Source organism: Parapedobacter sp. (genome assembly GCF_035556095.1).
Lineage (GTDB): Bacteria > Bacteroidota > Bacteroidia > Sphingobacteriales > Sphingobacteriaceae > Parapedobacter.
In genome coordinates this window covers 84,327-110,722 of the sequence record NZ_DATMFT010000003.1, presented here as the reverse complement: position 1 = coordinate 110,722, position 26,396 = coordinate 84,327, and the positions used below count along the sequence as shown (strand labels likewise).

Here is a 26,396-nt window from a genome sequence, read left to right as displayed (position 1 = left end):
GTTACTTAGTTTATTTCCTATTTTTGCCACGCAACACGCAAGAATCGTTTTCCCGATGAAGACCAATCGGCAAATGCGATGAAACTGAGGTGTAGGTAAAAACAAACAGATGAAGATAAAAAACATATGCTGTATCGGTGCGGGTTACGTAGGTGGCCCCACCATGTCGGTGATTGCGCAGCAATGCCCGGACATCACCGTGACGATTGTTGACATCAACTCCGCCCGCATTGCGGCATGGAATGACGAGGACCTCTCCAGGCTGCCGGTGTACGAGCCGGGGCTGGATGCGGTGGTGGCCGAGGCACGGGGCCGCAACCTGTTCTTCTCCACCGACGTGGAGGGAGCCATCGCCGCGGCCGACATGATCTTCATCTCGGTGAACACGCCGACCAAGACCTACGGCAAGGGCAAGGGCATGGCGGCCGACCTGAAATACATCGAGCTTTGCGCCCGGCAGATCGCCGCGGTGGCCAAGGATGACAAGATCGTGGTGGAGAAATCGACCCTGCCCGTTCGTACGGCCGAGACGCTCAAGAGCATCCTGCACAACACGGGCAACGGGGTGGGGTTCCACATCCTGTCCAACCCGGAATTCCTGGCCGAGGGCACGGCCATCGCCGACCTGCATAGTCCCGACCGTGTGCTCATCGGCGGGGAGGACGCCGAGGCCGTGCAGGCGTTGGTGGACGTTTACGCCACATGGGTGCCGCGCGAGCGGATACTCACCACCAACCTGTGGTCCTCGGAGCTGTCCAAGCTGACGGCCAATGCGTTCCTGGCCCAGCGGGTATCCTCCATCAACGCCATCTCGGAGCTCTGCGAGAAGACGGGCGCCAACGTGGACGAGGTGGCCCGTGCCATCGGCACCGACAGCCGTATCGGCCCGAAGTTCCTGAAGGCCTCGGTGGGCTTCGGGGGTTCGTGCTTCCAGAAGGACATCCTCAACCTGGTATACATCGCCCGCAGCTACGGGCTGCACGAGGTGGCCCACTACTGGGAGCAGGTCATCGCGATGAACGACCACCAGAAACGCCGCTTCGCCGACAACATCGTGCAGGCGATGTACAACACCGTATCGGGCAAGAAGATCGCGTTTCTGGGATGGGCTTTCAAGAAGGACACCAACGACACGCGCGAGTCGGCGGCCATCTACGTGGCCGACGCGCTGCTGAACGAGGAGGCGCAGATCGTGGTGTACGACCCGAAGGTCGATGCCGAGCAGGTGTATGCCGACCTGGACTACCTCGGCACGCGCAGCCCCGGGGAGAACCGCAGGCTGGTGGAGGTGGTGGCAGATCCCTATGAGGCTGCCGACCGGGCACACGCCATCGCCGTGCTCACCGAGTGGGATGAGTTCAAGGCATACGACTGGCGAAGCATCAAGGAACACATGATGAAGCCGGCCTTCGTGTTCGACGGCAGGAAGCTGCTTGGAGCAAACGACCTGCCAGCCATCGGTTTCCAGTATTATGCCATCGGGGAATAAATCAACACAACAAGTTGGCATCTTGATATTTTCTTAGCATTCTTAATTCGATAAACAGTATGTTTGCAGGCGAATAACGCTGAGATCAATGCGCCAGCAATTGTCTAAACACCCGCTTACCGCGGCCGGTATCCTTATCGCCTTGGGTATCATTTATGGCGATATCGGCACGTCTCCTTTATACGTTTTTAAAGCCATTATCGGGCCGAGCGCCATTAATCCAGCACTCGTATATGGTGGCGTGTCGTGTATTTTCTGGACACTTACCCTACAAACGACCATAAAATACGTCATTATCACCTTACGAGCGGATAATAAGGGAGAGGGCGGTATTCTTTCTCTTTTTTCATTGGTACGGAAGAACGGTAAGTGGATCGTATTCCCGGCGATGCTCGGTGGTGCAGCACTATTGGCTGATGGCATGATTACGCCTGCGATCACCATCTCTTCCGCAATAGAGGGGTTGGGAATCTTTTATCCGCAATTGCAAACCGTCCCGATTGTTTTGGTTATCGTTGCCGTACTTTTTTCTCTTCAACGATTCGGCACCGCCGTTGTCGGCCGGCTATTCGGGCCGGTCATGCTCATTTGGTTTTCCATGTTAGCGATATTGGGTTTTGCCCACCTAATCGGCCACCCAGCTATACTTAAGGCAGTGAGCCCCCACTACGCCATCCAAACGATTATTAGCCATCCCAATGCGCTTTTGATAATCGGTGCAGTCTTTCTCTGCACAACAGGGGCCGAAGCACTATACTCCGATCTGGGCCACTGCGGACTTAGGAATATCCGAATCTCATGGATTTTCGTGAAAGCCTGTTTGTTATTCAATTATTTCGGGCAGGGAGCGTGGCTGCTTGCTAACGACGGCGCGTTGCTCGCCGGCAGCAATCCGTTTTACATGGTGATGCCAACCTGGTTTGTTCCGTACGGCATTTCCATTGCCACGTTGGCTGCGGTGATTGCTAGTCAGGCGATGATTTCCGGCGCCTTCACCCTCGTTGCCGAAGCCGTGCGGCTCAACTTATGGCCTAAAGTGCGTATCATACACCCCAACTTGCTTAAAGGGCAGCTTTATGTGCCTTCGGCCAACTGGATTTTATTCATCGGCTGCATCGTTGTCATCCTGGTTTTCCGCGAATCCGCTAAAATGGAAGCCGCATATGGTCTAGCGATAAACATCAGTTTTATCGTCACGACGATGCTGATGACTGTCTTTCTTTTGCAGAAGCGGGTTCCAAAGGCATTGGCCATCGGTTTTTTGGTCATATACCTCATTATCGAATCCACTTTTTTCATTGGCAACGTTTCTAAATTCGCACACGGCGGATGGCTTACGCTGTTGATAACTGCCATTATTTTTTCCATGATGTTTTGCTGGTGGTGGGCGCGGAAAATAAAAAACAGGCTCACCCGGTTTGTAGAAATCGGAAAGTATATTCCCATCATTTCGGAAATCAGTCGGGATAAATCCATCCCGTTATACGCATCGCAACTGGTCTACCTCACCAGTGCAAATTTCGACTCCGAAATCGAAGAAAGCATCATCTATTCCATCATCAAGAAAAAACCAAAAAGGGCCGATGTATACTGGTTGGTACACGTGGACGTGACCGATTCGCCCCATACAGGCGAATATGAAATAACCCAGTTGGTGCCTGGCCGGTTAATCCGGGTCGATTTCCGGCTCGGATTCCGCGATGAGCAACGCATCAGTATCCTGTTTCGAGAAATTGTGGAAACCCTCGTTGCCAATGATGAGGTGGATATTAAAAGTAACTTTGATACCCTTCGCAAATACAACATGGATGGCGACTTCCGGTTCATCGTGCTTGAACGTGTCTTATTCAATACATCGGTATTCCGTTTCGCAGAGCGTATCGTATTAGACATTTACAACCTGCTGAAGACATACAGCCTTTCCGAAGAACGTGGGTTTGGTCTCGATTCCAGTTTCGTTACCGTTGAACGGGTTCCGCTGATGGGCCCGCCGTCTTCTCAGAAAAAGAGGCTGAAAAGGACAAAGTGACGCATAGTCAATTGCATATCACAACATTTTTGTCTAAGTTTGCCTTCCAAAAATTCAATAAGCAAACAGACGTTGAAATGAGTTCGACACCGATAAAAAAAGAAACGTATTTGGAGTGGTATAAATCGATGCTGCTCATGCGCAAATTTGAAGAGAAGGCCGGTCAACTGTACGGACAACAAAAAATCCGTGGCTTTTGCCACCTTTACATCGGCCAAGAGGCTGTGGTAGCGGGTGCCATGTCGGTGTTGCGCCCGGAAGACTCGATGATCACGGCATACCGTTGCCATGCACATGCCATTGCCAAGGGCGTATCTCCCGATGCAGCTATGGCTGAGCTTTTCGGAAAAGCGACCGGATGCTCTAAAGGCAAGGGTGGCTCCATGCACTTCTTTAGCAAAGAACATAAATTCATGGGTGGGCACGGTATCGTAGGTGGCCAGATTGCATTGGGCGCAGGTGTCGCGTTTGCGGAAAAGTATAATGGCATCGACAATGTCAACGTGTGTTACATGGGTGATGGCGCTGTAAGACAAGGTGCGTTCAACGAAACCCTCAACATGGCGATGCTATGGAAGCTCCCGGTTATATTCGTCTGCGAAAACAACGGCTACGCTATGGGTACCTCGGTGGGCCGCACGACCAACATGAGCGACATCTATAAGATGGGCCTCGGTTTCGATATGCCAAGCGCACCTGTAGACGGCATGGACGTAGTAGCCGTACACAATGCGATGGACGAAGCTGTGCAGCGCGCACGGAGCGGCGACGGACCCACGTTTCTTGAAATGCGGACCTATCGGTACAAAGGGCACTCCATGTCCGACCCGGCTAAATATCGCACCAAGGAAGAATTGGAGGAATACAAAGGGCGAGATCCGCTGATCGTGACCAAAGCGACCATCTCCGAAAAAAAATATGCGGATGAAGCGTGGTTTGCTCAAGTGGAAGCTGATGTAAAAAAGACCATTGAAGCATGTGTCAAATTCGCTGAGGAATCACCGTACCCCGAAGTAGACGAACTGTACAAGGACGTGTATGTACAGGACGACTACCCGTACATCATGGATTGAAGTATTTGAGATAGCTAACTAACGTTTAAGTAAGGATTAACCGCAATATAACATGGCTGAAGTAGTTAAAATGCCGAAAATGAGCGATACCATGACCGAAGGGGTAATCGCAAAATGGCACAAAAAAGTAGGCGACAAAGTCAGTTCCGGCGATTTGATAGCGGAAGTCGAAACTGACAAAGCCACGATGGACTTCGAATCGTACCAAGATGGAACGTTATTGTATATCGGCCCAAAAGAGGGTGAAGCTGTTCCCGTAGATGCGGTTATTGCGGTGCTGGGTGAAGAAGGAGAAGACTATCAAGCGCTACTCAACGAAAGTGGTAGCAGCAAACCCGATACGGATTCAGGTAAAGACGAAGCTGAACCAGCAACGGAACCTTCGGAAAGCGACGACGGGGAGGTCAGCACAGAAGATATCAATGCTGAGGTTATCACGATGCCTTTGCTTAGCGACACCATGACCGAAGGGGTCATCGCTGAATGGCATTTCAAAGTGGGCGACACCATCAAAAGTGATGATGTGCTTGCCGATGTGGAGACCGATAAGGCCACGATGGAAGTGACCGCCTATGCTGAAGGCACATTGCTGTATATCGGTGTGGAAAAAGGACAAGCCGCTAAGGTGAACGATATCATTGCCATCATAGGCGAGGAAGGCACCGACGTGACTCCCTTGCTTAAGCAAAAAACCGGCAAAAAAACGGAACCGGCAGCAAAAACGAAAGAAAAGGATGATAAGCCGGCAGCGTCTGAGCCATCGAACGCGACAGAAGCCGAAAAACCGGCAGGCGACGACGATGATTCACGCTTGAAAGCATCACCACTGGCACGCAAAATAGCCAAAGATAAAGGGATAAGCCTCACCGACGTGAAGGGCACGGGCGACGGCGGACGCATCATCAAGAAAGACGTAGAGTCATATACACCGTCCGCGCAGCCTACAGCGCCTGCTGCCGCGGCGCCCGCAAGCGAAGGAGCAACAACGACCGTAAGTATCCCGCAATACGTGGGCGAAGAGCGTTATACCGAAAAGCCGGTTACCCAAATGCGGAAAACCATTAGCAGGAGGCTCTCCGAGTCCTTCCTCGTACCGCATTTCTACCTCACCATCAAGATCAACATGGATAATGTGATCCCGGCCCGCGCCAAAATTAACGAAGTGGCACCCGTAAAGGTATCCTTCAATGATTTGGTTATCAAAGCAGCAGCCGTCGCATTGAAGCAACACCCTGCAATCAATGCGTCGTGGCAGGGCGACACCATCCGCTACAACGAGCATGTGAACATCGGCGTCGCGGTCGCGGTCGACGAAGGACTGTTGGTGCCTGTGGTACGTTTTGCGGACGGTAAATCACTATCGCACATTTCTGCGGAAGTTAAAGAGTTTGCGCAACGCGCCAAAGCCAAGAAATTGCAGCCAGCAGACTGGGAAGGTTCTACCTTTACCGTTTCCAACCTGGGCATGTTCGGCATCGATGAGTTCACTGCTATCATCAACGCTCCGGATTCCTGCATCCTCGCCATCGGCGGCATCGACCAGGTACCTGTGGTCAAAAACGGGCAAATCGTTCCGGGCAACATCATGAAGGTAACGCTCACATGCGACCACCGCGTGGTTGACGGTGCAACGGGTGCTGCTTTCCTGCAAACATTGAAATCACTGCTCGAAGAACCGGTACGTCTACTGGCGTAAGGAACGACAGCAAATAATCGTTGAAAGCCGTCTCGTTTGAAACGAGACGGCTTTTTTGTTGGGAGCATAGCTATTGTTTTTTACCCAACGCGACGATTATAATAGTTGTATACGAACAATTTTATCTAAGTTTGTATAGCAGCTTACCCGGCAAGCGTAAAAAATTAACTATTCATGGCAAAAACCAAAACGAACTATACAGCGGCTAATGTCCACGAATTCATCAATTCCTTTGCAGACACGGACCAAAAGCGGCAAGACAGTTTTGAACTCCTGAAAATCATGCAGGATATCACAGGCTGTGAACCCAAAATGTGGGGGCCGTCCATTATCGGCTTTGGTAATTACCATTACAAATACAAAAGCGGACACGAGGGCGATGCACCCGTTCTCGGATTTTCTCCAAGAAAATCTGCGTTTTCACTCTATGTGTATTCCGATACCGAAAAAAGTAAATTAGCGTTGGCCAGTCTCGGAAAATTTAAAATGGGTAAAGCATGCATTTATGTGAAAAAACTCTCCGACATCAATATCCCGGCTTTACAAGAACTCTGCAACGAGTCCATTCAATACATTACTGAACATCACGCATGTTCGTGTAGCATAAAATAACAGCGTACGCATCACATGTCCAACTCAATTATTTTTGCGTTTGTTTTCGTTTTGGTAACAACGCGATTGCAATGATTTTATAAGGAAAAAGCGTAAGTGTTGATTAAATAGCTACTTGGTTACAACTATTTTGGTTTGTGACAATAAAAAAAGTAACGGCAATGAGTGAACAAAAGCAAATCGTAGAAAAATACATGGATGGGTTCCGTGCTTCTGACCACGAAAAAATATTATCGTGCTTAACGGACGACGTCGTTTGGGAAATGCCGGGTTTTTATCTTCATCGTGGCAAGGCTGCATTTGACAAAGAAATTGAACATCCCAACGCAGACGGGCATCCTGATATTACAGTAACCCGGCTTGTGGAAGAGGGAAATGTCGTAATTGCCGAAGGAGCCGTAAAAGCAAAAATGCAAGACGGCAGTAAAATTGACGCTGTCTTCTGTGATGTATTTCACTTTACAGACGGAAGAATAAGCAAACTGACTTCTTATTTAATGTTGATAAACAACCTTGAATAAGCCACAAAAGTCGACGGTCAAAAAAACGCACCTGCCGTGCAACCTTTTTACCTATCTTATCATCATAGTAATAAACACACCCGAATTGGAGCGAACGGTTACGATAGAAAGTTTGTATGAAGGCTGCAAAGGCGGTAGCCGTCACGCACAGGGGCAGCTATACAATGCCTTGGCATCAAAACTACTGGGGGTATGTATGCGCTACGCGAGCAGCACCTTTGAGGCAGAAGATATGCTACAGGCCGGTTTCATCAAAGTCTTCAACAACCTGGGTAGCTACCGCGGCGACGGCTCTTTTGAAGGGTGGATACGACGTATCATCGTCAACACAGCTATCGAAACGTACCGCCGGAACAGGCGCAGCGGACAACAGGTCGAGATAGACGAAGCGTGCGATGATGCACAGCAGACGTTCGCAATGGATAACTTGGAATGCGAGGATTTGCTGCGGCTGATACAGTCGCTCCCCGATGGCTACCGTGTGGTATTCAACATGTATGCGGTAGAAGGGTTCTCCCATAAGGAAATTGCCGAGTCACTGCAAATCAGCGAGGGGGCGTCTAAATCGCAATTGTCTAGAGCGCGTGCGTGGCTAAAACAACGGATAAAACAACTAGAAGGAGGGATTCATGAATCCAGATAAGAGAAACGAATTTGACAGGCAGTTAGCGGGTAAGTTCGACGACTTCCGCCCCAAGGTGCCGAATGACCTATGGGATAAGATAGCGTCCAAGCTTGACGAACAGGAGCAAGGCACCGCTGTCCCCATAAAACAGCGGCTCCGGTTTCCCAGCTGGTGGATATCGATAGCCGCGGGCGTACTGATGGTGTGTGGTATTGTGTATTGGTATAACCGCCCCGTAATGGTAACTTACCTCCAGAATCCGGTAGTGCATGCGGAAGAAGACATGCCGGTGGTTGAGGAACCGGCCGAGCCTGCTCCGGCGGTAGAACCATTGGATATTGACCGACTGAAGCAACTGTTCGCCAAGCGGAACCGTCAGGCTAAAAACGAAAACGAAGCAGAAATGCAGGTAGCCGAAATGCAGCAGGTCGATCGGTCTACCGGAACCACCGATAACCAGCTACTGATCGCCGAAGAAGCTGTTCCGACTACGCAAGCATTAGCGAAAAACGACGAGCCACCTGTATCTCCACCCGCCGGCCGGCCAATAAGGGAAGAAGCAATAGCGGCCACCGTACCGGATATTCAGCCACCCGTGGTATTGGAGGAAGAGGAAGAAACCCTACTGGCCGCCACGGAAGAATCGAAACAGCCCTTCGGTGTAAGCAACATCTTAAACTATGTAGTGGGCGCAGTCGACCAACGCGATGAGAAGCTGGTTACGTTCTCCAACGATAGCGAGGGTTCGCTGAAGCTCGATTTTAACTTCAGCCTGGCAAAAAACAAGAAGAAGCGAATAAAGTAAATCACCCTTTTATATAAATCGACATGAAATACATTAGCCTCACACTATTATACTGCGCAACCCTGCTGGCGGCGACTGCACAGGAGAAAAAGAAGTCGGACACCCTCCGCCAAAACAATCGGACTGCCATGGATACGGTCATTATGGAAGATGTAGAAACTGGTGAACGGCGGAAGGTACGCATCACCATCCCGGGCAAAGATGACGGGGTCATCACCATCGAAAAATCGGAGAAGACCCATGCGTATGAAAAAGACAACCAAGACAGCGATGACGTAAAAATAACTGTTGAGCGCCCCCGGCAATCGCATCCCATCTATGGCATCACCTTTTCGCGGATCGACCTCGGCTTGGTTAAACTGATCGATAACGGTAGCTTCACCCTGTCGGACGATAACCGCGATTTTAAGTACCGTCCTGGCAAAACGGTGAACTTCGGGTTCGACCTGCTGCAGGCGGGCTACCGCTTCAATGACAATTTCCGCCTGTTCCTTTCAGCTGGGTTTGACTGGACCTACGTCCGTCTGCGGGAGAACATCGATTTCAAGGAAAATACCACACCGCTGGAGTGGGATTATATTGATCGAGATGAGATTAATTACTCCAAAAACCGGCTCACATCTACCTACCTCCGGTTGCCACTCACCTTCGAACTTCGGAGCAAGCATTACAGCGGGCTAGGCCGGCTAAAGTTTGCGTTCGGACCCGAGGGAGGCTTCCTGCTTAAAGGGACACAACGGTTCAAGAGCGACGAGCTTGGCAAGCAGAAGTTCAAAGACGATTATAACTTCACCCAATTCCGCTATGGGGCCTTCGCCCGTTTTGGTGTGGGTTCATTCGGTATCTATGCCAAATACTATTTCAATGATCTATTTGAGAACAGCCCGAACCAAGCCGGCTTGCAAAACATGGCCTTTGGCCTGATGCTCGGGTTTTAAATCATTGCGTTATATTTTGTAATTTTGTACCGCCCCGATAATCGGGGCGGCTCTATTTATGGCGATATCCACCACAAATCCCCCTTCCTGTTCGGTACGGGATGACGTACAGCGCATTGGCCTGCCATTGATCCATGGTGAGAACGTAAGCCGCACGTTTGCCGGTAAGGAACCGATCGTGGCGATCAGTGGCCTATCTTTCGACATCTCCGAGAGGAAAATCACCGCCATTATCGGCGAAAGCGGTAGCGGAAAGAGCACCTTATTGAAACTCATTTACGGATTGCTGGAGGCCGACAGTGGTGAAGTCCGCTACCGGGGTTGGCGGGTACCGAATCCCCGTGAAAAACTTATCCCTGGCCATGATGCCATGCGCATGGTATCGCAGGGGTTTGACGACCTCAACACCTATGCCAACGTGTGGGACAATGTGGCATCGCAACTCTCCAATACTGATTTGGAAGGTAAATTCAGCGAAACGGAGGCCAGCCTGCGCCGCCTGCGTATCACCCACTTGGCCAAGCAACGCATTGCCGACCTGAGTGGCGGCGAAAAGCAGCGCGTAGCTTTGGCCCGTGCCCTCGTGAACAACCCCGAAGTTTTACTGATGGATGAACCCTTCAACCAAGTGGATGCATCGTTCCGGGATACCCTACAACGGGATATCCGTTCCATCGTAGAAGAGACGGGACTTACCGTGGTACTCGTATCGCACGACCCCGCGGAAGTGCTCGCGATGGCCGACGAATTGATTGTACTAAAAGACGGCCAGTTGATGGCCTCAGGCCATCCCGCACAATTGTATCACCAGCCACCGAATGCGTATACTGCACGGTTGCTGGCCAAAAGCAACATCCTGAGCACAGACGAGGCCCAGCTCTTGAGTCTTGAAGCCCATACAGCGGTGGCCATCCACCCCGAGTGGCTATCCATTACAACGAACGAACAGGGTAGTTTTCTTGTACAAGACATCCAGTTCAAAGGTTTCTATCAGCTGGTCGCGGTACAGCATGAATCCGTCACGTTATATGTAATAACAAACGCCACGGACCACCTCGAAGACGGCATACACGTGGACATCCGCGTTGACCATTTCCACCCACTCCCCGGTCAATCTGTCTGACCAAGCAGCAATTCACCGTTGTAATAATCTACGATCCGTTGGCGAAGATGCCATTGGTAGCGTGCGATAACGAGGTTGGCATTTGCGTTGTCCATTTTATTCTTTGCAATCAGGAATTCCACCGAATTGATGGCACCGGCATCGAAACGCACTTCAGCGATGCGGAATGATTCGGTATAGTAGGCAACCTGTTCCACCAAGTTTTTATAACGTTCTTTCGCCGCATCCAGGTTGAATAACACTTGATGGGTGGTCTGTTGCAATTCGTTTCGGCGTGTCTCGGCAGCCTGCTCGGCGTTCAGTACATCAAGCTTCGCCCGGGCCACGTTATTCCTCACCTGAAATCGCGAAAAAATAGGTATCGAAAGTGAAAACGCGAGCGACCGCCCCAAGTTGTTCTGCACCTGGTCGTAATAGCTGCCCAATCCATCTTTCGAATAATTACTAGACAGACCGGCTCCTAAAGACAATGTTGGAAAATACGACGACCGGACAGCCTTAAGTGAAAACTCAGCTTGCTTTTCCCGATGATCCGCAGCTTTGATGACACCCAGCCGGTTAGCGGCCGTCTGATATAGTGCACTAGCTTCCGACACGGGTGCCATCGGCAGAGGCAGGGCTTGAAGCGGTGCAAGGAATACATCTGGGTCGTACGGCAAATTCAATAAGCGGAATAAGCTCAGCAAGTTCTCGCTAAGGCTGTTCTCCGCCGTGTTCAGGCTATTTAAATCGCTTGCATATTGTCCTTTGAGGTCGTAGTAATCGCCCGGTGCCATAGCCCCTTCATTGAAAAGCACTGTACTACGCTCAACCCGCCTTTGGGTTACCGCCGCTTGGCTATCGATCTGTGCCACCATATCTCGCGCGGTAAGCACGTTGATGTATGCCGCAGTTACATCCAATGCAATTTGTTCTGCCATCAATTGTTCTTCCAATTGGGTGGCACGGTAGGCATGGGCCTGTTGCGTAATGTTGCGGAACATCCGCAACCCATCAAATAAAATCAAGGAACTGCTGAGGTGCTGATTGCCTGATGTGAAATTCTCTTCCACATATTGGTTGGTCGTGGGATTAATGAACCGCCCTTGGCTGTAGCTGTGGCTCATACTCGCGTCCAGCGACGGCAATAGGTTCTGCTTTGCCTGCCGTAAGTTGATGGCCTCTCCCCGCGTCCGGATACGGCTTTGCTGCACATCGCGGTTATGTTTGAGGGCAAGCGTGATGCTGTGCTCCAAGGTAAGTGTATCCGGGGTAACGGTTTCCTGGGCAATAACCGGCAAGGAAATCGGGCCAACGACCACAAACAAACAGACGATAAAGCGTATCGATAAAAACATGTCGTATTTCATTTGGCGTAATTGCAAACACAGTTTACGCCAAAACCATAATCATATGATTATAAATCTGTTGAAAAAAAACACGCTTCAATCGTTGTTCGATATCGGGCAGTAAGTGTACGAAAACGGACAGTTTGTCAAATCGGCTATTTCGGCGTGAATTGTTTCACTGCTGCCATATACGACGCACCGATTGGTAATATGCTCCCGTTGACGGTGAGCTGGTGACGCTCGATTTTCTGCACCTTGTCGATAGCAGTGATAAATGACCGGTGGATGCGCACAAAACGGTCAGCAGGCAACAACGCCTCACATTCGGTAATCGTCATCCGGCTCAACACTTGACGATCGCAGAGAACGAAGTTGACGTAATTGCCGGTTGCTTCGAGGTAGTCGATGGCATCGAAATCCACCTTGACTTGGTCATATCCTGTTTTGACAAAGACATAAGCCTGTTTGGTATTCTTACCACGTAGTTCCACCCACTCTTGGGCTTTGTTGCAGGCCTTGAGGAACCGTGGCAACGAGAATGGTTTGAGCAAGTAATCCACGGCATCCAATTCAAAGCCGGAAACCGCGTGCTCGGAATAAGCGGTGGTGAAGATAACCAGTGGTTTTCTACTGAGGCTCTTAAAAAACTCGATACCAGAAATATCGGGCATCTTGATATCAAGAAAAAGCAAGTCGACCGGATACCGCCGCAGATGATCCATCGCGTCAAACGCATTGGTAAACGTAGCCCGGAGGTCCAAAAATGGCACTTTAGCGGCATGGCTTCGCACTACATCAAGCGCTATGGGTTCATCGTCTACGGCAATGGCGGTCATCATCAGGTGCCAAGGTACTAAGTTTATAAGAAACGGTCAAATCATTGGCGCATAACGCGTTTTACCCTGCTGACAATGCAATAGTTAAATGCACAAAATACTCTTGGGTTGTTTCGCGGATTACCAGCTCATGCCGGCCCGGATAGAGCATCGCAAGGCGTTGCTTCACATTCTCCAACCCTACACCCGAGTGCCGCAGCTCGGGGTCGGACTCCGGTTTGCGGTGGATGCTATTGTGTACATCGAAATACAATTTGTCTTTCGATTCGTAGAGGCTAACTTTTATCCACGACTTTTCGTTCAAACTGATTCCATGCTTGAACGCATTCTCTACAAATGGGATAAGCAACATCGGGGCAACATACGTGCTTTCCAGCGCGTCATTGATGTCGCATTCTACGGTAATCACGGGAGATGTGGCGGTACGCAGTAGCTGCAAATCGATGTAGTTGCGGAGGTACTCAATTTCGCGGGCCAATAAGATCCGGTCTTGGTTATTCTCATGAAGCATGAAACGCATCATATCCCCCATTTTTTGGATGCCGGCGGATGTACGCTCGGCATCCTCTTGGAGTGCTGTACCGTATAGTGTATTGAGGATGTTGAACAGGAAATGGGGGTTAATCTGCGACCGTAGGAAACTCAGGCCAGCCGATGTCTGGCCCAACTCCATCCGGAGGTTCACGAGCTGCGTGATACGCTCTTTTTGGCGGCGATACACAAATATAGCCAACGGAATCATGATGAGGTTAAGGCATATCCATAACGCAAAGTATGCGAAACCGTTAAACCCGTTGGCACCTATAAAAAGCAAGCCGAAGGGAATGAAAGTAATGAGCGACACGACAAAGACCATTAGCCCATAAAGCTGGATGGCATACCGCCGCCGCTCCTGAAGAGGTAACAGCCAGTAAATATTCAGCGCGAACAGCAGATAGGCATAAGACACCACCGTGGCCCAGAATACGGCCAAACTTTCTGCTTTGTTTGCCAACAACACAAAAAAAACCAGTGCTCCACCAACCAGCACTACCAAACTTTCCTTCGTAATACGCGTACCGAGCGTACGGTGATTTTCTTGCAGGTACCGAATGAGACGTTTGATGCCTTCGTAGGCGAAAAGCAGTAGAAACACAAGCGATGCACCGCCAAGCGACTCACCGCGCGTAAGATGGACAACAAACTGCCCATCGTCCCAATGGTAGTCGCGTACCCTGACGCACGTCGTGAGACCCAGCCAAACCAAAAAGAAGAGCAATAGGGTAAATGCTATGCCCAGATCAGTTTTACGGTATCTGAAAAATACCGGCGAAATCCATTGGGTAAATCCTAGATATGCCCCGTAAATAACAGTGGCATAGCCCACCAATGACACGACATTGCGTGTAACCCCCGCCCGCCCTTGATTGCTAATGATGAGCACGATTGCAAACAAATAAATTCCCGTGGCTAAGATGATTTCAATACGATTCAGCTTCATAGTTTAACACTTTTCCGACAAAGAACGTCAAAAGGCCGTTGTAGCACAATAAATTGGGATGAATAAGGGTTAAGTCGGGATGAACAAAGGGTTTTAGTTTTAATCGCCCCAAAGTTGTGCCTTTTGCTGTTCGATACCCTGCTGCACCTTGGTATCATATACACCGTCCACGATGGCTATCTTCGAATCACGGTCTTTCCCAGAACGATGGATATCCACAATTTGCTGATCTTTAAGCGCGATATCGTAGGCATCTCGTGTGCTCATCAGCTTGACAAACACAGGTAAGCATTCGAAGAAAATGAAAAGCAACATAATGAAAGTGATCGACCAGTAGTTGGTACTGTTTACGGTACCATCGGGATTGTATTTCAAGTCGCCCAATGCCGTATTACGGTCCGCAAACCCGGCCTGATTCACCACGCTATCCATCTGTGTGCCAGTCAACAATTGCGCATTCATCAACCCTTCGAATTGTTTGCGTTGCTGGATGAAGGTCTCTTGCCTCGCTATGGCTGACCGCAACGTATCCAAGTATTGTTCTTGTTTTTCCAGATCGGCCTGCCGTTGCTTGGCATAAGGGCCATACCCTACGATACCCGAAGTTTCCACACTCTTCTCACCGAAAGTCTCCATCTTGAGTTTGGTCCGGTCGGCCTTGATCGTTGCCTCAAGCGAATCGCGCTCCGTTTTCAACTCGGCAACTTTGGCCAGTTCAATAGCGTATTTGCTATCGAACGCACGGTTGAGCGTATCGATGCTTGCACGCTGCCGGTCGATGAAGGTAATTCGCAACTGGTCACGGATTTCCTTATCGAATACCTTAATTTCCAACGGTCGAGCAATCACAATACCTATCAGCACCGCCAATAAGATTCGCGGCGTAGCTTGTAGGAATTGTTTGGAACCAGATGTGTTTTTATGAATACTCGATACGATATATCGATCCATATTGAAGATAGCCAATCCCCACAACAACCCGAAGAGCACCGCATATCCGATGGCGCCGCCATCGCCGCTGAACACAAAATATAGCGCGTAGCCGCCCGATAAGGATGCAAAAAGCCCCGTGAAAAAAATCGTTGCCCCAATGCCCACATATTTATTATGCTCTGCGGGATAGTTGGCCAATGTAGATTGATGGGCACCGCTGCACCACCAGAAAAATCGCGTCAGTTTCTCCATTTGCTCACCCAATAATCGCCAGTAACGTTAAGACAACTTGAAAGCCAAAATGTTACACTTTCCCTTGCCCTACCATCAAAAATATGAGATATGGGATAAGGTAAGGATGATTAGGGACGAAAGTGGCAAGTCGCGGGACGAAATAGGAAACTTTGCACTTTCGCGCATCTTCCGTACTTTTGTCGCCGATGGATATGTTCGACGACCTATTGACGTCCTACCTGGAGAGAACATGCGACATGGAGCCGGCGCTCCTGCAGCGTATCAACAGGGAGACTTACTTAAGGGAAACCGCTCCGCATATGCTCTCGGGTCACTACCAGGGTCGGCTGTTGGCGTTCCTTAGCAAGCTGGTATCGCCGACACAGATTCTCGAAGTGGGCACATTTACGGGATACGCCACGTTGTGTTTGGCAGAAGGCCTCGCAGCAGGGGGCGAAATCCACACTATCGATAATAACGTAGAATTGGAGGACCGCGTACGCGACTACTTCGCCCAGTCCGATTTCAACGAAAACATCCATTACCACCTCGGCGATGCAGCCGCGATCATCCCCACGATCGCCGGACCGCTCGACTTGGTTTTTATCGATGCCGATAAAAAAAACAACGGCATTTACTATGAACTTGCCCTTGAGAAAAGCCGCACCGGAGGACTGATCTTGATAGACAACGTGCTTTGGAAAGGAAAAGCGGTTAAGGGAGCCAGTGATAACCAAACCCAACAGATTACCGCGCTAAATGATCAACTTGCCAACGATGAACGCATAGACAAATTAATTCTCCCTGTTCGCGACGGGCTTTTCCTGTTGCGGAAACGATGAGGGACAAAAACCATGAGGAATGAACGTACCAATCAAGACTGCCGTAATCACCTTATGCCTTACCTCTTTATTAGTCGCGGTTTCGACCGTCGAAGCCGTCGCCCAGCAGATTACCCCCGAGGCCTATATCGAGCAGTATAAAGACGCTGCGATCCAGTATATGGAAGAGTACGGATGCCCTGCCAGCATTATACTTGCCGTTGCTATGCACGAAAGTGCACACGGAAACAGCAAAATAGCCCGGTATCTAAATAACCATTTTGGCATCAAAGGCCCTAATAATAGTAAGGAAATCCGATCAGCTTACAAAGGTTATGAATCGGTAGCGGAATCGTATGGGGATTTTATCGATTTCCTCCAGCGTCGCAAAAGCACCAAAAAATTATTCGATTTATATCGGCCCCATGAATACCGGAAGTGGGCACAGGGCATTGCCCGGTCGGGTTATGCACAAAGCCCCACTTGGTCATCAACGGTAGTCGGCATGATCCGTAAGTATGGCCTTGACGAGTTGGATAAGAAACCCGAAGGGGACGCCTTGGTAGCTACTACCGACGCTCCGGATGATGCTACATGGTATACGGTAAAAAGTGGGGACACCCTGTATGACCTCGCCCGTGAGCACGGAACGACAGTGCGAGCCATCCAACAAGAAAATGGACTTACCGGATCACGGTTGCGCATTGGCCAACAATTGATACTATAATGAGAAGGTTCTTGTATGCGTTGCTTGCCGTACTGTCGCTCGCATCATGTCTTTCTAAGCAGGATGTGCTCCAAAACCCACGTGTAACCGAGCGGGGCCAGCCAGTTCCCCGTCCACATCCGCACAAACCGCAACAAACTTCTCCTTCTGCCAAACCGACGACCAGCCTATCGGGTTTGGCATATATCGAGCAATATAAAAACATCGCCATCACCGAGATGGAACAATATGGTATACCGGCAAGCATCAAGCTCGCACAAGCACTGCTCGAATCGGGTAACGGCAATAGCACGCTTGCCCGCGAAGCCAATAACCATTTCGGTATCAAATGTACGCCGGAGTGGAACGGAGGAAAAACCTATCACGACGACGACCGGCGCGATGATTGCTTCCGTGTTTACCAACGGGTGGAAGATTCTTTCCATGACCATTCCCAGTTTCTCCTGCGCAAACGCTACGCCTCATTGTTTGAACTCGATAAAGACGACTACAAAGGGTGGGCCCGAGGTCTCAAGGCGGCTGGCTATGCCACCAATCCGAAGTATGCCGACCTACTAATCAGCCTCATCGAGCGGTATCAACTGTATCAATACGATCGCCCCGAAACACGGGATGAAAAAAACCAGCGGGAGGCCATCGTGCAAACCGAAATCGTGGAGAACAAGACCGAAGAAACGCTGGTGGCCGAAACCAAGGCTCCGGTGCGCATCGACATCCACGAGGTAAAACAGGGTGACACATTAGCTGCCATCGCCCGGAAATACGGAATGGGAACCGCAGAGCTGATGGATCTCAACGGGTTAAAGACCGAATCGGTCTTCATTGGCCAACTGATTCTGGTGTCACAATAACGTTTCCTAATTGCTAAATGATGTTAATTTTTTCGCCGACTGCAAACTTAGCCGTAGTTTTACGACAGTGAAACATGCGGGTATCATATTTTGTGGACTGTTACTAGGTATCGGGTGCCATTTTGCAACCGCACAGACTACCGTTCAGGGCATTGTGTTTGATACCCACACCAAGCAGCGCATTTCGCAAGTATATGTATATAATACGGCAAACGATGATGGCGGTTATAATAACACGCGCGGGGAATTCATGATCGATGCGTCGCCCGGCGATATACTCATAGCTGCTGCCAAGGGGTATTACCCAGACACGTTGGTTGTATCCGACAAGCGGGTTGTACTCTTCAACATGGCGAGGTCCACAATATGGCTTGAGGAAGTGTCAGTTATCGCACGCCGTAGCCCCGAAGAGCGACTTGAGCAAAACAAGCGTGAATACAGTACGGCATACGCCAAGGGCAATGCTGGCTCTATTTTCTCTACAGGCCCAACCGGGTCGGGACTGAGCATCGACGCGTTGTATAAACTCATCAGCCGCGAGGGTAAAAACTCCCGCAGACTTCAGGAAATTATAGAGCGTGACTATCGGGAGTCAGTTATCGATTATCGATTCACTCCCGAATTGGTAAGTGGTGTAACCGGACTCCGGGGAGAAACTTTAATCGATTTCATGCGGCAATACCGTCCTTCGTATTTCTTTATACTCAGTGCAAACGACTATAACTTGGCTTTCTATATCCGTTCTTCGCTGGCCCGCTATCGGCAAAATCCTGCTGCCCGCCGGCTTCCGCCGCTTCCTACTATCGAGAAATAAACGCAGTTGCACAAAAACAGCACGATATTTGTTAATTTAGCGGCAGATATGAAACAACCGTTTTACTTTTCACTGATTGTCCTATTAGGTTGGACGTCACTGGCCAGCGCCCAAACGTATGATATCGATGAGCTGCGACGTAGGCCCGATTCCAATAGCTTGAAGGTCGAAAGGCCCAGCCTTGATATCCGTCCGGTCACGTTACCCGTGTCTGCGCTGGACCTAAGGGTTATCTATTGGCGGCATTGGTCATCATTTGGCATCAATGCCAACCAGTCGTCGTTTAGCGATAACTGGACCGGTGGGGGTGTCAATTCCATTTCCGTTGGCCTCCTGCTCAACCACAAGTCTGATTATACGCGCGACAACACTAACTTCGTCACGGAACTCATGCTGCAATACGGAAAGCAGAAAAACAAAGATCAACAACCCCGAAAAAACAACGACCGGATATTCTGGGATAATAAACTTTCGCTTAAAGTTTCTAACCATTGGTCATTGTTTACCTCGCTTACGTTCGAAAGTCAGTTTGACATGGGCGTAACGTATAATTCTGACGGGACTCCCGCCGATACGATTTCTAATTTCATGGCTCCCGGTTACTTAACAGAGTCATTAGGTATCGAATACAAACCGGATAACACGTTCTCTCTACGTATCGGCACAGGCACCGCCCGCCAAACCTTTATATTGGATGAACGACTCGTGCCACGCAATGGCGGCACCCGGTTTGGCGTTGAATCGGATAAGCGCTTCCGCAATGACCTCGCCTTTCAGATTACGGCCAATCTGGACCGAAACATTGCTCGGAACCTCAATCTCAAAAGCCGCTACAACATGTTTGCTAACTACGAAGAGCTCGGCGATCCGTCACATCGGTTGGATGCTACCCTTACTGCCTCTGTTACCCGGTTAATCAATGTGACACTCAGTGGCATACTGTTGTACGACAGTCGCCTGCATGAGGATATCCAAACGAGCCAGACGCTGGCCTTGGGGTTGCTCTATAAGCTCCCGAGATAATCCTTGCACCTTATGCGCACGCACCGAATAAAAGTAGCCGTGCTGCTAACCGGAGCGGCGTTCATGCTATCGGCATGCAACGCTAACCGCTATGCGAAGACTAATCGTGTCTATAAGAAGCAAATCAACGCGCTCACCGAGCAGATTCGGCAACCATTACCCTACATTACCCCGCGACTTATCACCACCTATGACACGTCGGGGGTGGCAGTCGTTTCAGAAGATCCGCAAGCAAAAAACCCGGAGCATTGGGTTGGGGCTATTCACTTCAATTTACGTAAGCCCAATTATGTCGTTATTCACCACACCGCTCAGGATAGCCTTCAACAAACCTTGCATACATTCACGGTGCCACATACGCAGGTAAGTTCCCACTATGTTATCGGCCGCGACGGAGAGATTGTTCAGATGCTCAACGATTACGTAAGGGGATGGCATGCGGGGGCCGGAAAGTGGGGTAGTGTGACGGATCTCAACTCGGTATCGTTGGGTATCGAGCTCGACAACAACGGAAGTGAGCCGTTTTCCGAAGCCCAAATCCATAGTCTGCTCAACGTGCTCGACACATTAAAGACAAAGTATAACATCCCTACAGCCAATTTCATTGCACACTCGGATATCGCACCAACCAGGAAAGTAGACCCGAGCGCCTTTTTTCCTTGGAAACGGCTGGCGGAAAGCGGATTTGGCTATTGGCCTGGGGATTCATTGGCCAACCCACCCGAACACTTCAATCCCGTAGATGCACTGCGGATTATCGGCTATGACACGAGTAATCTAGAAGCAGCAATACGGGCATTTAAGCTACATTACATCCAACACGACGTGAGTGCGGTACTGACCGAAGATGATATCTGTGTGTTGTATGATCTTTACCTCAACTATTGATATTGGATATATACCGGTTTGGGGGTGAGTGCAAGCACTTCCTCTAGCGTCATCATGCGGTGGGGCGCAGGCTTCAAATCGTTTTTGTAGAAAAACTTAAACCCTGTAAACTGAACTGGCTCGCGGAAAACGTAGGTATGATAGGTGTTTTTCTTCAATGCCGGCGCGCCCCATCCGTCCATGTCGATGACCACCTGAACCTCGGGATGCAGCTTAATTTGCTGGTAGTCCTTTACCATTCCCTGGGTGAAGCGATGCACTACCAGCACCTTTGGTGGTAGGTTGGTTGCCCGAACGAGTTCGGCGAGGTGGTTCACTGCGAAGTTAATGTCTTTTGCAGTGAAATGACCGATACGCTTTCCCGGAGGCAAGTCATCTTTCATGGAAAACTCCGGATCGATACCTAAGTGCACATGTGGCATGCGTAGGAATGTGTCTAAGCGGGGAAGTTCTGCCTGTAAATCGCTAAACCCAACCTGTATATCGAGGAACACAAGGGCATCTCGCTTTTCTGCAATTCGGAGCACGGAGTCGATTTGGCTGAACGGCATCCGTGCACGGTATTTCCCATCACGGCCGGCACTTCCCTGCGCAGTCACCGCGATATAGTGCAATGCTGGAATTGCTTCGGTAGCCGTATCGACAGCATTCCAGTTGGCCACCTCTTCGTCGAGCTTCGCCAGCATTTCATTCGGCGGCAGCTCGCCTAGGATACCCATGCGCGCCGAATATAGGTTGCCATAGAAGGCGACAATCCGCTTATACGGTAGAATGGCGCCCGGTAACGGTTGCGGCTGGTTGGGCACCGGCCAACGTCCCGTGGTATCCCCATTAGCCAGTGCCTGGAGCTTCGCTTGATAAGTCGTTGCATCGTCAATTATTTTCTGCTTCACAGCAGATGTATCGTCACGCACTACCGCTATTGAGTCATCCTCGAATACGTCCGAAGATTCTTGGCTCATTCCTTCAGTTATACGCCCGCCACCGTTCGTGGACTGGCAAGCCCCGAAAAAAAACAACAAACTTAAACCAACAGGAAATATAATCAGGCAACGTACATGTATAACATTCATCATCGCAAAGGAACGCAAAAAAGACAATAATACGCAGTCGAACAACGTATCGTCTATTTTATTTCCGGAATGGAAGAAACGTAGCGTTCGTATTCCGCCTGCTGTTGTTGGATGAAGGCGTTGTCTGTCAACGAGCCGACCACGGCGTCCCGCGCCGCTTCATTTTCATAGACCATTTGACGGAACCGATTTTGATAATCCTTCGCGCGAGTTTTATGGATTTCCTGGCAGATCCACTGCTTTGTCAAGACACTCTCATCAATTACTTGCTGGATAAATGCGGCTGTCAACTCACTTCGTTGCATGCCGTTTATCTCAAGTAGCGATGACAATGCGTGCCCGAGCTTGTGTACCGGGTAATTGCTACTTAGCCGATGGTAACATTGATGTACGGCGCTCCAGTCGTCGAGTTTACCGTCTCGGATATCATTGAGCAACGTATTCAGGTCCTGCTTTCGGAAGAGCTGGCCCCCAACGTCCTCAAACAGCTCCCGCTGGTAGGAAACTTGGCCCACCGGGTATTCCTCGGCGAACTGGTCAAGCGAGTGCGTATCAAAATACCGCTTCAGTTGCGTAGCCCCGTAATAGGCAATCATTCGCTGATAAATACGATAGCCCTCGCGTACCTTGATAACCACTACCCGACGTTTGGAATTTTCTACCCCTGCTAAGGTAATTTCCTGGGTACTCAAATCGATTTCATTATCAGTAAGGATTTCGCGGCCCCGTTGGGCGCACTCATCCTTATCAGCCATATCCGGGAAGAATGCATTGCCGACGGCGATTTCTATTTCGCGCAGTGCGGCAAACATCTCATTGACCGTATCAGGCGCCAACACCGCATATTCGAAATACTGGTTTTTCAGCGAGCGGCGATCGCGGTCGAGGAATTTGGTGTTGTTACGCATCAACGCGTACATATTATATAAAAACCAGTAGCCCGGAAGGACAACCAGCCGGTCGTTTGCCACATCGTTGCTCACCATGGCGAAAGGCAACCGGATATCCAGCTCGTACATAAAATCGCCTTTAGCGATAAGCGTGTAGGAAGCGAATCGTGAATTATGTTTGAGGCTCACACAGAGCCCCGGCCAGAAGCCACGGCCGGCGACGATTTCACCATCTGCTGCCCGCGAGTTGTGGTTCGACCCCACGGTGGCTCCTGCGGCCATGTTACTTTGTCCCATGATCAACGCCGCGCAAAGAAACGAATTGTTATGGTGCTGCTCGTGTGCCGGAAAAATGAGTGAGTTGAGCACCTCACAGCATGAAATGGTACTGTTGTCGCCCAAGAATGAGTTGATCAGGCGTGCACCGTACTTCAGCTGTGAAAATGCGGAAAGGATAAACCGTACCGCCTTGACGCCATAGAAGATACGGCACCCGTGGCCCACGATACCGTTTACCAGCTCGCACCCTTCACCAATTTGGGTATAGGCCCCCGCGATGGAATTGACCGTGACATTCTTCAACTTATTGACACCCTTGATGTAAGCGTCCGTGCCGATCCTGACATCCTTAAGGGTATCCGAATTCTTGACCACCGTTCGGTGGCTGATCGTACTGTAGTACCCTCTGCGGGTATCGAATCGGGCGAGTGTCATTTCACGGAACCGGCTTTGGAGGTGCCTATCATGCCGGTTGCGCGTCCAGAGATACACATCAGAAGCCTGCATCCCATCGAAAGGGAGCACCGCTCGGCCGCCATTCTCATTGCAGAGTTCAAGAGCAATGAGATTGCTTTCAGGGTCGCCATCTTTGAGGATGCCGTTGCCGAATTTCGCATTGCTACTTGTCTCCATCTCATTGATGTTGAATAGTACGACCTCGTCACCCAGAATAAAGTGGGCCATGTAATGCACATTGTGGATGGCATTGTAACCGCCGATATCGCAGCTCACCACCACACTGTTATAGATGCCGACGGGAAGATGCAAATCGCGGTAATCTAAGAAACTGGCTTCCATGTCGCCGATACGCACACGCCCGTAAAATTTGGATCGTTGTATTTGCTCCGGAAAAAATCGGTCGGTTACCAGTACGTCTGCCCAGTTGGGTGAATAGTTCCCATTATCGATAAGAATGTCGATTTCGTCGGCGTGAAGCTGCCGGTAAGCGTAGTCTGTCAACTGTTGGCTATTGCGTAAATCGTATTCGTCTTTTCCGTCCGGTAAGTATTCGGCGGGGATAAAATTATACCCTAAGGTATCCAGTGGTTTCCGTTTTGGTGTCATTGTCGGCAACTTGTTATACTACGATCCGCCTACATGGTGTAGCACGGAATAGACGCAACCTTTGGCGACGCGCCGCCGCAAAAATAGCATTTTTAACGTTAATCAATCGATTGCGTTTGGGTTTCTTCCAATGAGGGGCGATACGGGGGCATGTTGTCTCTCATCGGTATAGCAAGCGGTAAGCTGTAACAAACCGACGCGCCGCCGTCGGGATTGTTGTTTGCCCAAATCCGGCCGTTCATCTTTTCAATCATCTCGTGGCAGATAATCAGCGCTAGACCGGAGCCACCGCTTGCCCTATCCGACCGTTCTTTATCAAATAGATGGGGCAACAAATTCGGTGGGATTCCGCTGCCGGAATCGGCAACACGTATCACCGCGTTATTGCCCTCCTCGTCTTCGACGACGGAAATCACGATCCGCCCTCCATTCGGCGTATGGCGCAGTGCATTGCTGAGGATATTGCGGTTGACGAATAGGAGCATTTCGCTTTGGGCTAGTACGCCTATTGTAGCGGGAATAAAGTCCATCACTACGATACCTTTCTGGTCGGCCACCATTTGATTGTATGCAAGGGCAGCTAGAATAGCTTCCTTGAGGTTTACGGTTGATGGTGTATAAGCCAGCCCTACCGTGTTCAATTTCATCCAATGAACTAGGCCATCCATCGCTTGCAAACTGGTCCGGGCATTTTGGCTGACCTGATCGAATACATATTGCCGCTGCGAGTCGCTCATCCGGTCTACCATACCTCCCTCGCCCAGCATTAACATCGATGACAGCGGCTGCCGCAGATCGTGGGAGATGATGGAAATCAGCTTTTGATGAAACTCGTTATTATCTTCAAGCTGCTTATACTGCTCTTCTAATCGGGCATTGACTTCCTTTTGACGGGTGGCCAATCGGCGCTTATTGCGGTACAAATAGAATACGAGCAATGAGAACCCAATGGCCAGCAGGCAGATGACACCCAATGATATGCCCAGCATTCTGCGCGATCGCAGCCGTGCCTCATCTGCGGCTACCTGTTGTTCCTTGAGGGCTAGCTGGAGAAAATCCATTCCTGTCTTCTGGCTCTCCAGCTCCCTTTCGCGGCTAAGCGCTAATAACTTTCGACCATATGCATTGGCCCGGCGTGGCACCGGTTGTATCTGCGACAATGCCTGATACGCTTGAGCCATCGTTTGGAAGTGAAGCCCCTCGTAACCCGTCTTGTCGGCTAAAGCGATGGCCCGATCGAAATAATGGATGGCGCTGTCTATCGCTACAGGCAGGAACATATTGCCAAGTTCCATGTATGCCAGTGCCGTGAAGTACTCGTAACCGGATGCTTTCGTTTCCTCGATAAGGGCATGTTGCAGCGGGATAATCTCTTTGGGGGCTACCCCACTTCGGAAGCGGGTGGTATTACGTGTTAACCGTGCTATGAGCAGAAATCGCTGATTTCCCTGTTTTTCCGCCAGACGCTCTGCTTCATCGATTAATTGAGTCACGTCTGGCGGCTGTGGCATGAAAGATTGTGCCAGCGCGAAATTAAGCATCACCAGTGGTCTGATGGAGTCTTGTAAAAGATGCTCACTCAATTCGTATGCCTTTCGGTATTGCGTGAGCGACTGGTCCAACTTACCTTCAAAACTCAACAAAACGCCGATATTCATAGTTACCTCACAGACTTTCGGTTCATTTTTCAATCGCTCGAAAATCGTCAGGGATTCATTAACGTACTTATAGGCAAGGTAGGGGTTGGCTTTCTCTTGGTAATAAAATGCAAGTACGTTGAGTGCTTCTGCTTCACCCGCTTTATCGTTGATACGCTTAGCAAGGTCAAGTGCCCGGGCTCCAAAGTAATAGCACGAATCCAAGGATCGATTGGCATACAGCATTCCCAATCGCGCGTAGATTGCTACTCGCTCCGTACTATCACGTAGGGCAGGGATGCGTGCCTTCAGTGCACTGATGTCTTTGATTTGGGCAACCAACGGGGTGCTCAATACGATCATCATGGGCACAGTACACGCCAACTTTAGCGCTAAGCGTTTCATTTACAGCGTCAAATATAAAAAATAGTTTAAAACAAGCAACAATGACATTGATTTTACAGCACTTCCTTAGAAAAATGAACCAAACCCGTGTCCGGGGGGATTAGATTTTTAAGAAATTTAGTTCGATTGGAGCAAAAACCCGACCAATGCCGCCCGCTCCTCGGCGCGGTCTCAAAGATTTACGCTTAGGGCTCTAATACC

The 26,396-nt window shown here is 50.0% G+C and carries 23 protein-coding genes; 16 read left to right on the top strand and 7 right to left on the bottom strand.

The window, feature by feature from the left end; genetic code table 11:
- Positions 1-109: 109 nt before the first annotated feature.
- The 10 genes from VNQ80_RS00915 (at position 110) to VNQ80_RS00870 (ending at position 10,911) form a co-directional block, all read left to right on the top strand.
- On the top strand, positions 110-1,489 hold the full coding sequence (locus VNQ80_RS00915; RefSeq protein WP_325635427.1) for a nucleotide sugar dehydrogenase: 1,380 nt from the start codon (positions 110-112) through the stop codon (positions 1,487-1,489).
- A gap of 88 nt (positions 1,490-1,577) precedes the next feature.
- Positions 1,578-3,518, top strand: a complete 1,941-nt coding sequence (locus VNQ80_RS00910; RefSeq protein WP_325635425.1) for a KUP/HAK/KT family potassium transporter — start codon at positions 1,578-1,580, stop codon at positions 3,516-3,518.
- A 77-nt stretch (positions 3,519-3,595) separates the two neighbouring features.
- Positions 3,596-4,591, top strand: coding sequence for a pyruvate dehydrogenase (acetyl-transferring) E1 component subunit alpha (pdhA, locus tag VNQ80_RS00905; RefSeq protein ID WP_325635423.1), 996 nt, complete (start codon positions 3,596-3,598; stop codon positions 4,589-4,591).
- A gap of 52 nt (positions 4,592-4,643) precedes the next feature.
- Entirely contained in the window at positions 4,644-6,287 is a 1,644-nt protein-coding gene (locus VNQ80_RS00900; protein WP_325635421.1) for a pyruvate dehydrogenase complex dihydrolipoamide acetyltransferase, read from the top strand.
- 174 nt (positions 6,288-6,461) lie between these two features.
- Positions 6,462-6,899, top strand: coding sequence for a DUF1801 domain-containing protein (locus tag VNQ80_RS00895; RefSeq protein WP_325635419.1), 438 nt, complete (start codon positions 6,462-6,464; stop codon positions 6,897-6,899).
- Positions 6,900-7,060: 161 nt separating this feature from the next.
- Positions 7,061-7,420 (top strand): nuclear transport factor 2 family protein, encoded by a 360-nt coding sequence (locus tag VNQ80_RS00890; RefSeq protein WP_325635417.1) that lies wholly within the window; start codon positions 7,061-7,063, stop codon positions 7,418-7,420.
- On the top strand, positions 7,413-8,063 hold the full coding sequence (locus VNQ80_RS00885; RefSeq protein ID WP_325635415.1) for an RNA polymerase sigma factor: 651 nt from the start codon (positions 7,413-7,415) through the stop codon (positions 8,061-8,063). The genes VNQ80_RS00890 and VNQ80_RS00885 overlap by 8 nt, the downstream gene beginning before the upstream one ends.
- Positions 8,050-8,850, top strand: a complete 801-nt coding sequence (locus VNQ80_RS00880) for a hypothetical protein (protein WP_325635413.1) — start codon at positions 8,050-8,052, stop codon at positions 8,848-8,850. The genes VNQ80_RS00885 and VNQ80_RS00880 overlap by 14 nt, the downstream gene beginning before the upstream one ends.
- Before the next feature lie 23 nt (positions 8,851-8,873).
- Positions 8,874-9,788: an outer membrane beta-barrel protein gene (locus VNQ80_RS00875; protein WP_325635411.1), complete on the top strand. Its 915-nt coding sequence runs from the start codon at positions 8,874-8,876 to the stop codon at positions 9,786-9,788.
- Positions 9,789-9,846: 58 nt separating this feature from the next.
- Positions 9,847-10,911 carry an ABC transporter ATP-binding protein gene (locus VNQ80_RS00870; protein WP_325635409.1) on the top strand — a complete coding sequence of 355 codons (1,065 nt, stop codon included), beginning with the start codon at positions 9,847-9,849 and terminating at the stop codon, positions 10,909-10,911.
- On the opposite strand, the gene VNQ80_RS00865 is transcribed toward VNQ80_RS00870, so the two are convergent.
- From VNQ80_RS00865 to VNQ80_RS00850, 4 genes are all read right to left on the bottom strand, one after another.
- Positions 10,899-12,248 carry a TolC family protein gene (locus VNQ80_RS00865; RefSeq protein WP_325635407.1) on the bottom strand — a complete coding sequence of 450 codons (1,350 nt, stop codon included), beginning with the start codon at positions 12,246-12,248 and terminating at the stop codon, positions 10,899-10,901. The genes VNQ80_RS00870 and VNQ80_RS00865 overlap by 13 nt on opposite strands.
- Positions 12,249-12,394: 146 nt before the next feature.
- Entirely contained in the window at positions 12,395-13,078 is a 684-nt protein-coding gene (locus VNQ80_RS00860; protein WP_325635405.1) for a LytTR family DNA-binding domain-containing protein, read from the bottom strand.
- Between the two features lie 58 nt (positions 13,079-13,136).
- Positions 13,137-14,555, bottom strand: coding sequence for a sensor histidine kinase (locus tag VNQ80_RS00855; protein ID WP_325635403.1), 1,419 nt, complete (start codon positions 14,553-14,555; stop codon positions 13,137-13,139).
- Positions 14,556-14,654: 99 nt separating this feature from the next.
- The gene (locus VNQ80_RS00850; RefSeq protein WP_325635401.1) at positions 14,655-15,740 is read right to left on the bottom strand and encodes a DUF4407 domain-containing protein; all 1,086 of its coding nucleotides are present in this window, start codon (positions 15,738-15,740) and stop codon (positions 14,655-14,657) included.
- A 152-nt stretch (positions 15,741-15,892) separates the two neighbouring features.
- Between VNQ80_RS00850 and VNQ80_RS00845 the strand changes: the two genes are divergently transcribed.
- The 6 genes from VNQ80_RS00845 (at position 15,893) to VNQ80_RS00820 (ending at position 20,846) form a co-directional block, all read left to right on the top strand.
- The gene (locus tag VNQ80_RS00845; protein ID WP_414692972.1) at positions 15,893-16,564 is read left to right on the top strand and encodes an O-methyltransferase; all 672 of its coding nucleotides are present in this window, start codon (positions 15,893-15,895) and stop codon (positions 16,562-16,564) included.
- A 19-nt stretch (positions 16,565-16,583) separates the two neighbouring features.
- A complete protein-coding gene (locus VNQ80_RS00840) occupies positions 16,584-17,270 on the top strand; it encodes a glucosaminidase domain and LysM peptidoglycan-binding domain-containing protein (RefSeq protein ID WP_325635399.1) in 687 nt (228 codons plus the stop codon).
- The gene (locus VNQ80_RS00835; RefSeq protein WP_325635397.1) at positions 17,270-18,121 is read left to right on the top strand and encodes a glucosaminidase domain-containing protein; all 852 of its coding nucleotides are present in this window, start codon (positions 17,270-17,272) and stop codon (positions 18,119-18,121) included. Before VNQ80_RS00840 ends, VNQ80_RS00835 begins: the two co-directional genes overlap by 1 nt.
- Positions 18,122-18,188: 67 nt before the next feature.
- A complete protein-coding gene (locus VNQ80_RS00830) occupies positions 18,189-18,935 on the top strand; it encodes a hypothetical protein (protein WP_325635395.1) in 747 nt (248 codons plus the stop codon).
- Between the two features lie 48 nt (positions 18,936-18,983).
- A complete protein-coding gene (locus tag VNQ80_RS00825; RefSeq protein ID WP_325635393.1) occupies positions 18,984-19,958 on the top strand; it encodes a DUF3078 domain-containing protein in 975 nt (324 codons plus the stop codon).
- Between the two features lie 12 nt (positions 19,959-19,970).
- Positions 19,971-20,846: an N-acetylmuramoyl-L-alanine amidase gene (locus VNQ80_RS00820; protein ID WP_325635391.1), complete on the top strand. Its 876-nt coding sequence runs from the start codon at positions 19,971-19,973 to the stop codon at positions 20,844-20,846.
- Here VNQ80_RS00820 and VNQ80_RS00815 read toward each other — a convergent pair.
- The 3 genes from VNQ80_RS00815 to VNQ80_RS00805 all read right to left on the bottom strand — a co-directional run bounded on the left by VNQ80_RS00815 (position 20,840) and on the right by VNQ80_RS00805 (position 26,195).
- Positions 20,840-21,808 (bottom strand): hypothetical protein, encoded by a 969-nt coding sequence (locus tag VNQ80_RS00815; protein ID WP_325635386.1) that lies wholly within the window; start codon positions 21,806-21,808, stop codon positions 20,840-20,842. The genes VNQ80_RS00820 and VNQ80_RS00815 overlap by 7 nt on opposite strands.
- Before the next feature lie 164 nt (positions 21,809-21,972).
- On the bottom strand, positions 21,973-24,153 hold the full coding sequence (locus tag VNQ80_RS00810; RefSeq protein ID WP_325635384.1) for a DUF4954 family protein: 2,181 nt from the start codon (positions 24,151-24,153) through the stop codon (positions 21,973-21,975).
- A gap of 98 nt (positions 24,154-24,251) precedes the next feature.
- Positions 24,252-26,195, bottom strand: coding sequence for a tetratricopeptide repeat-containing sensor histidine kinase (locus tag VNQ80_RS00805; protein ID WP_325635382.1), 1,944 nt, complete (start codon positions 26,193-26,195; stop codon positions 24,252-24,254).
- Positions 26,196-26,396 lie beyond the last annotated feature (201 nt).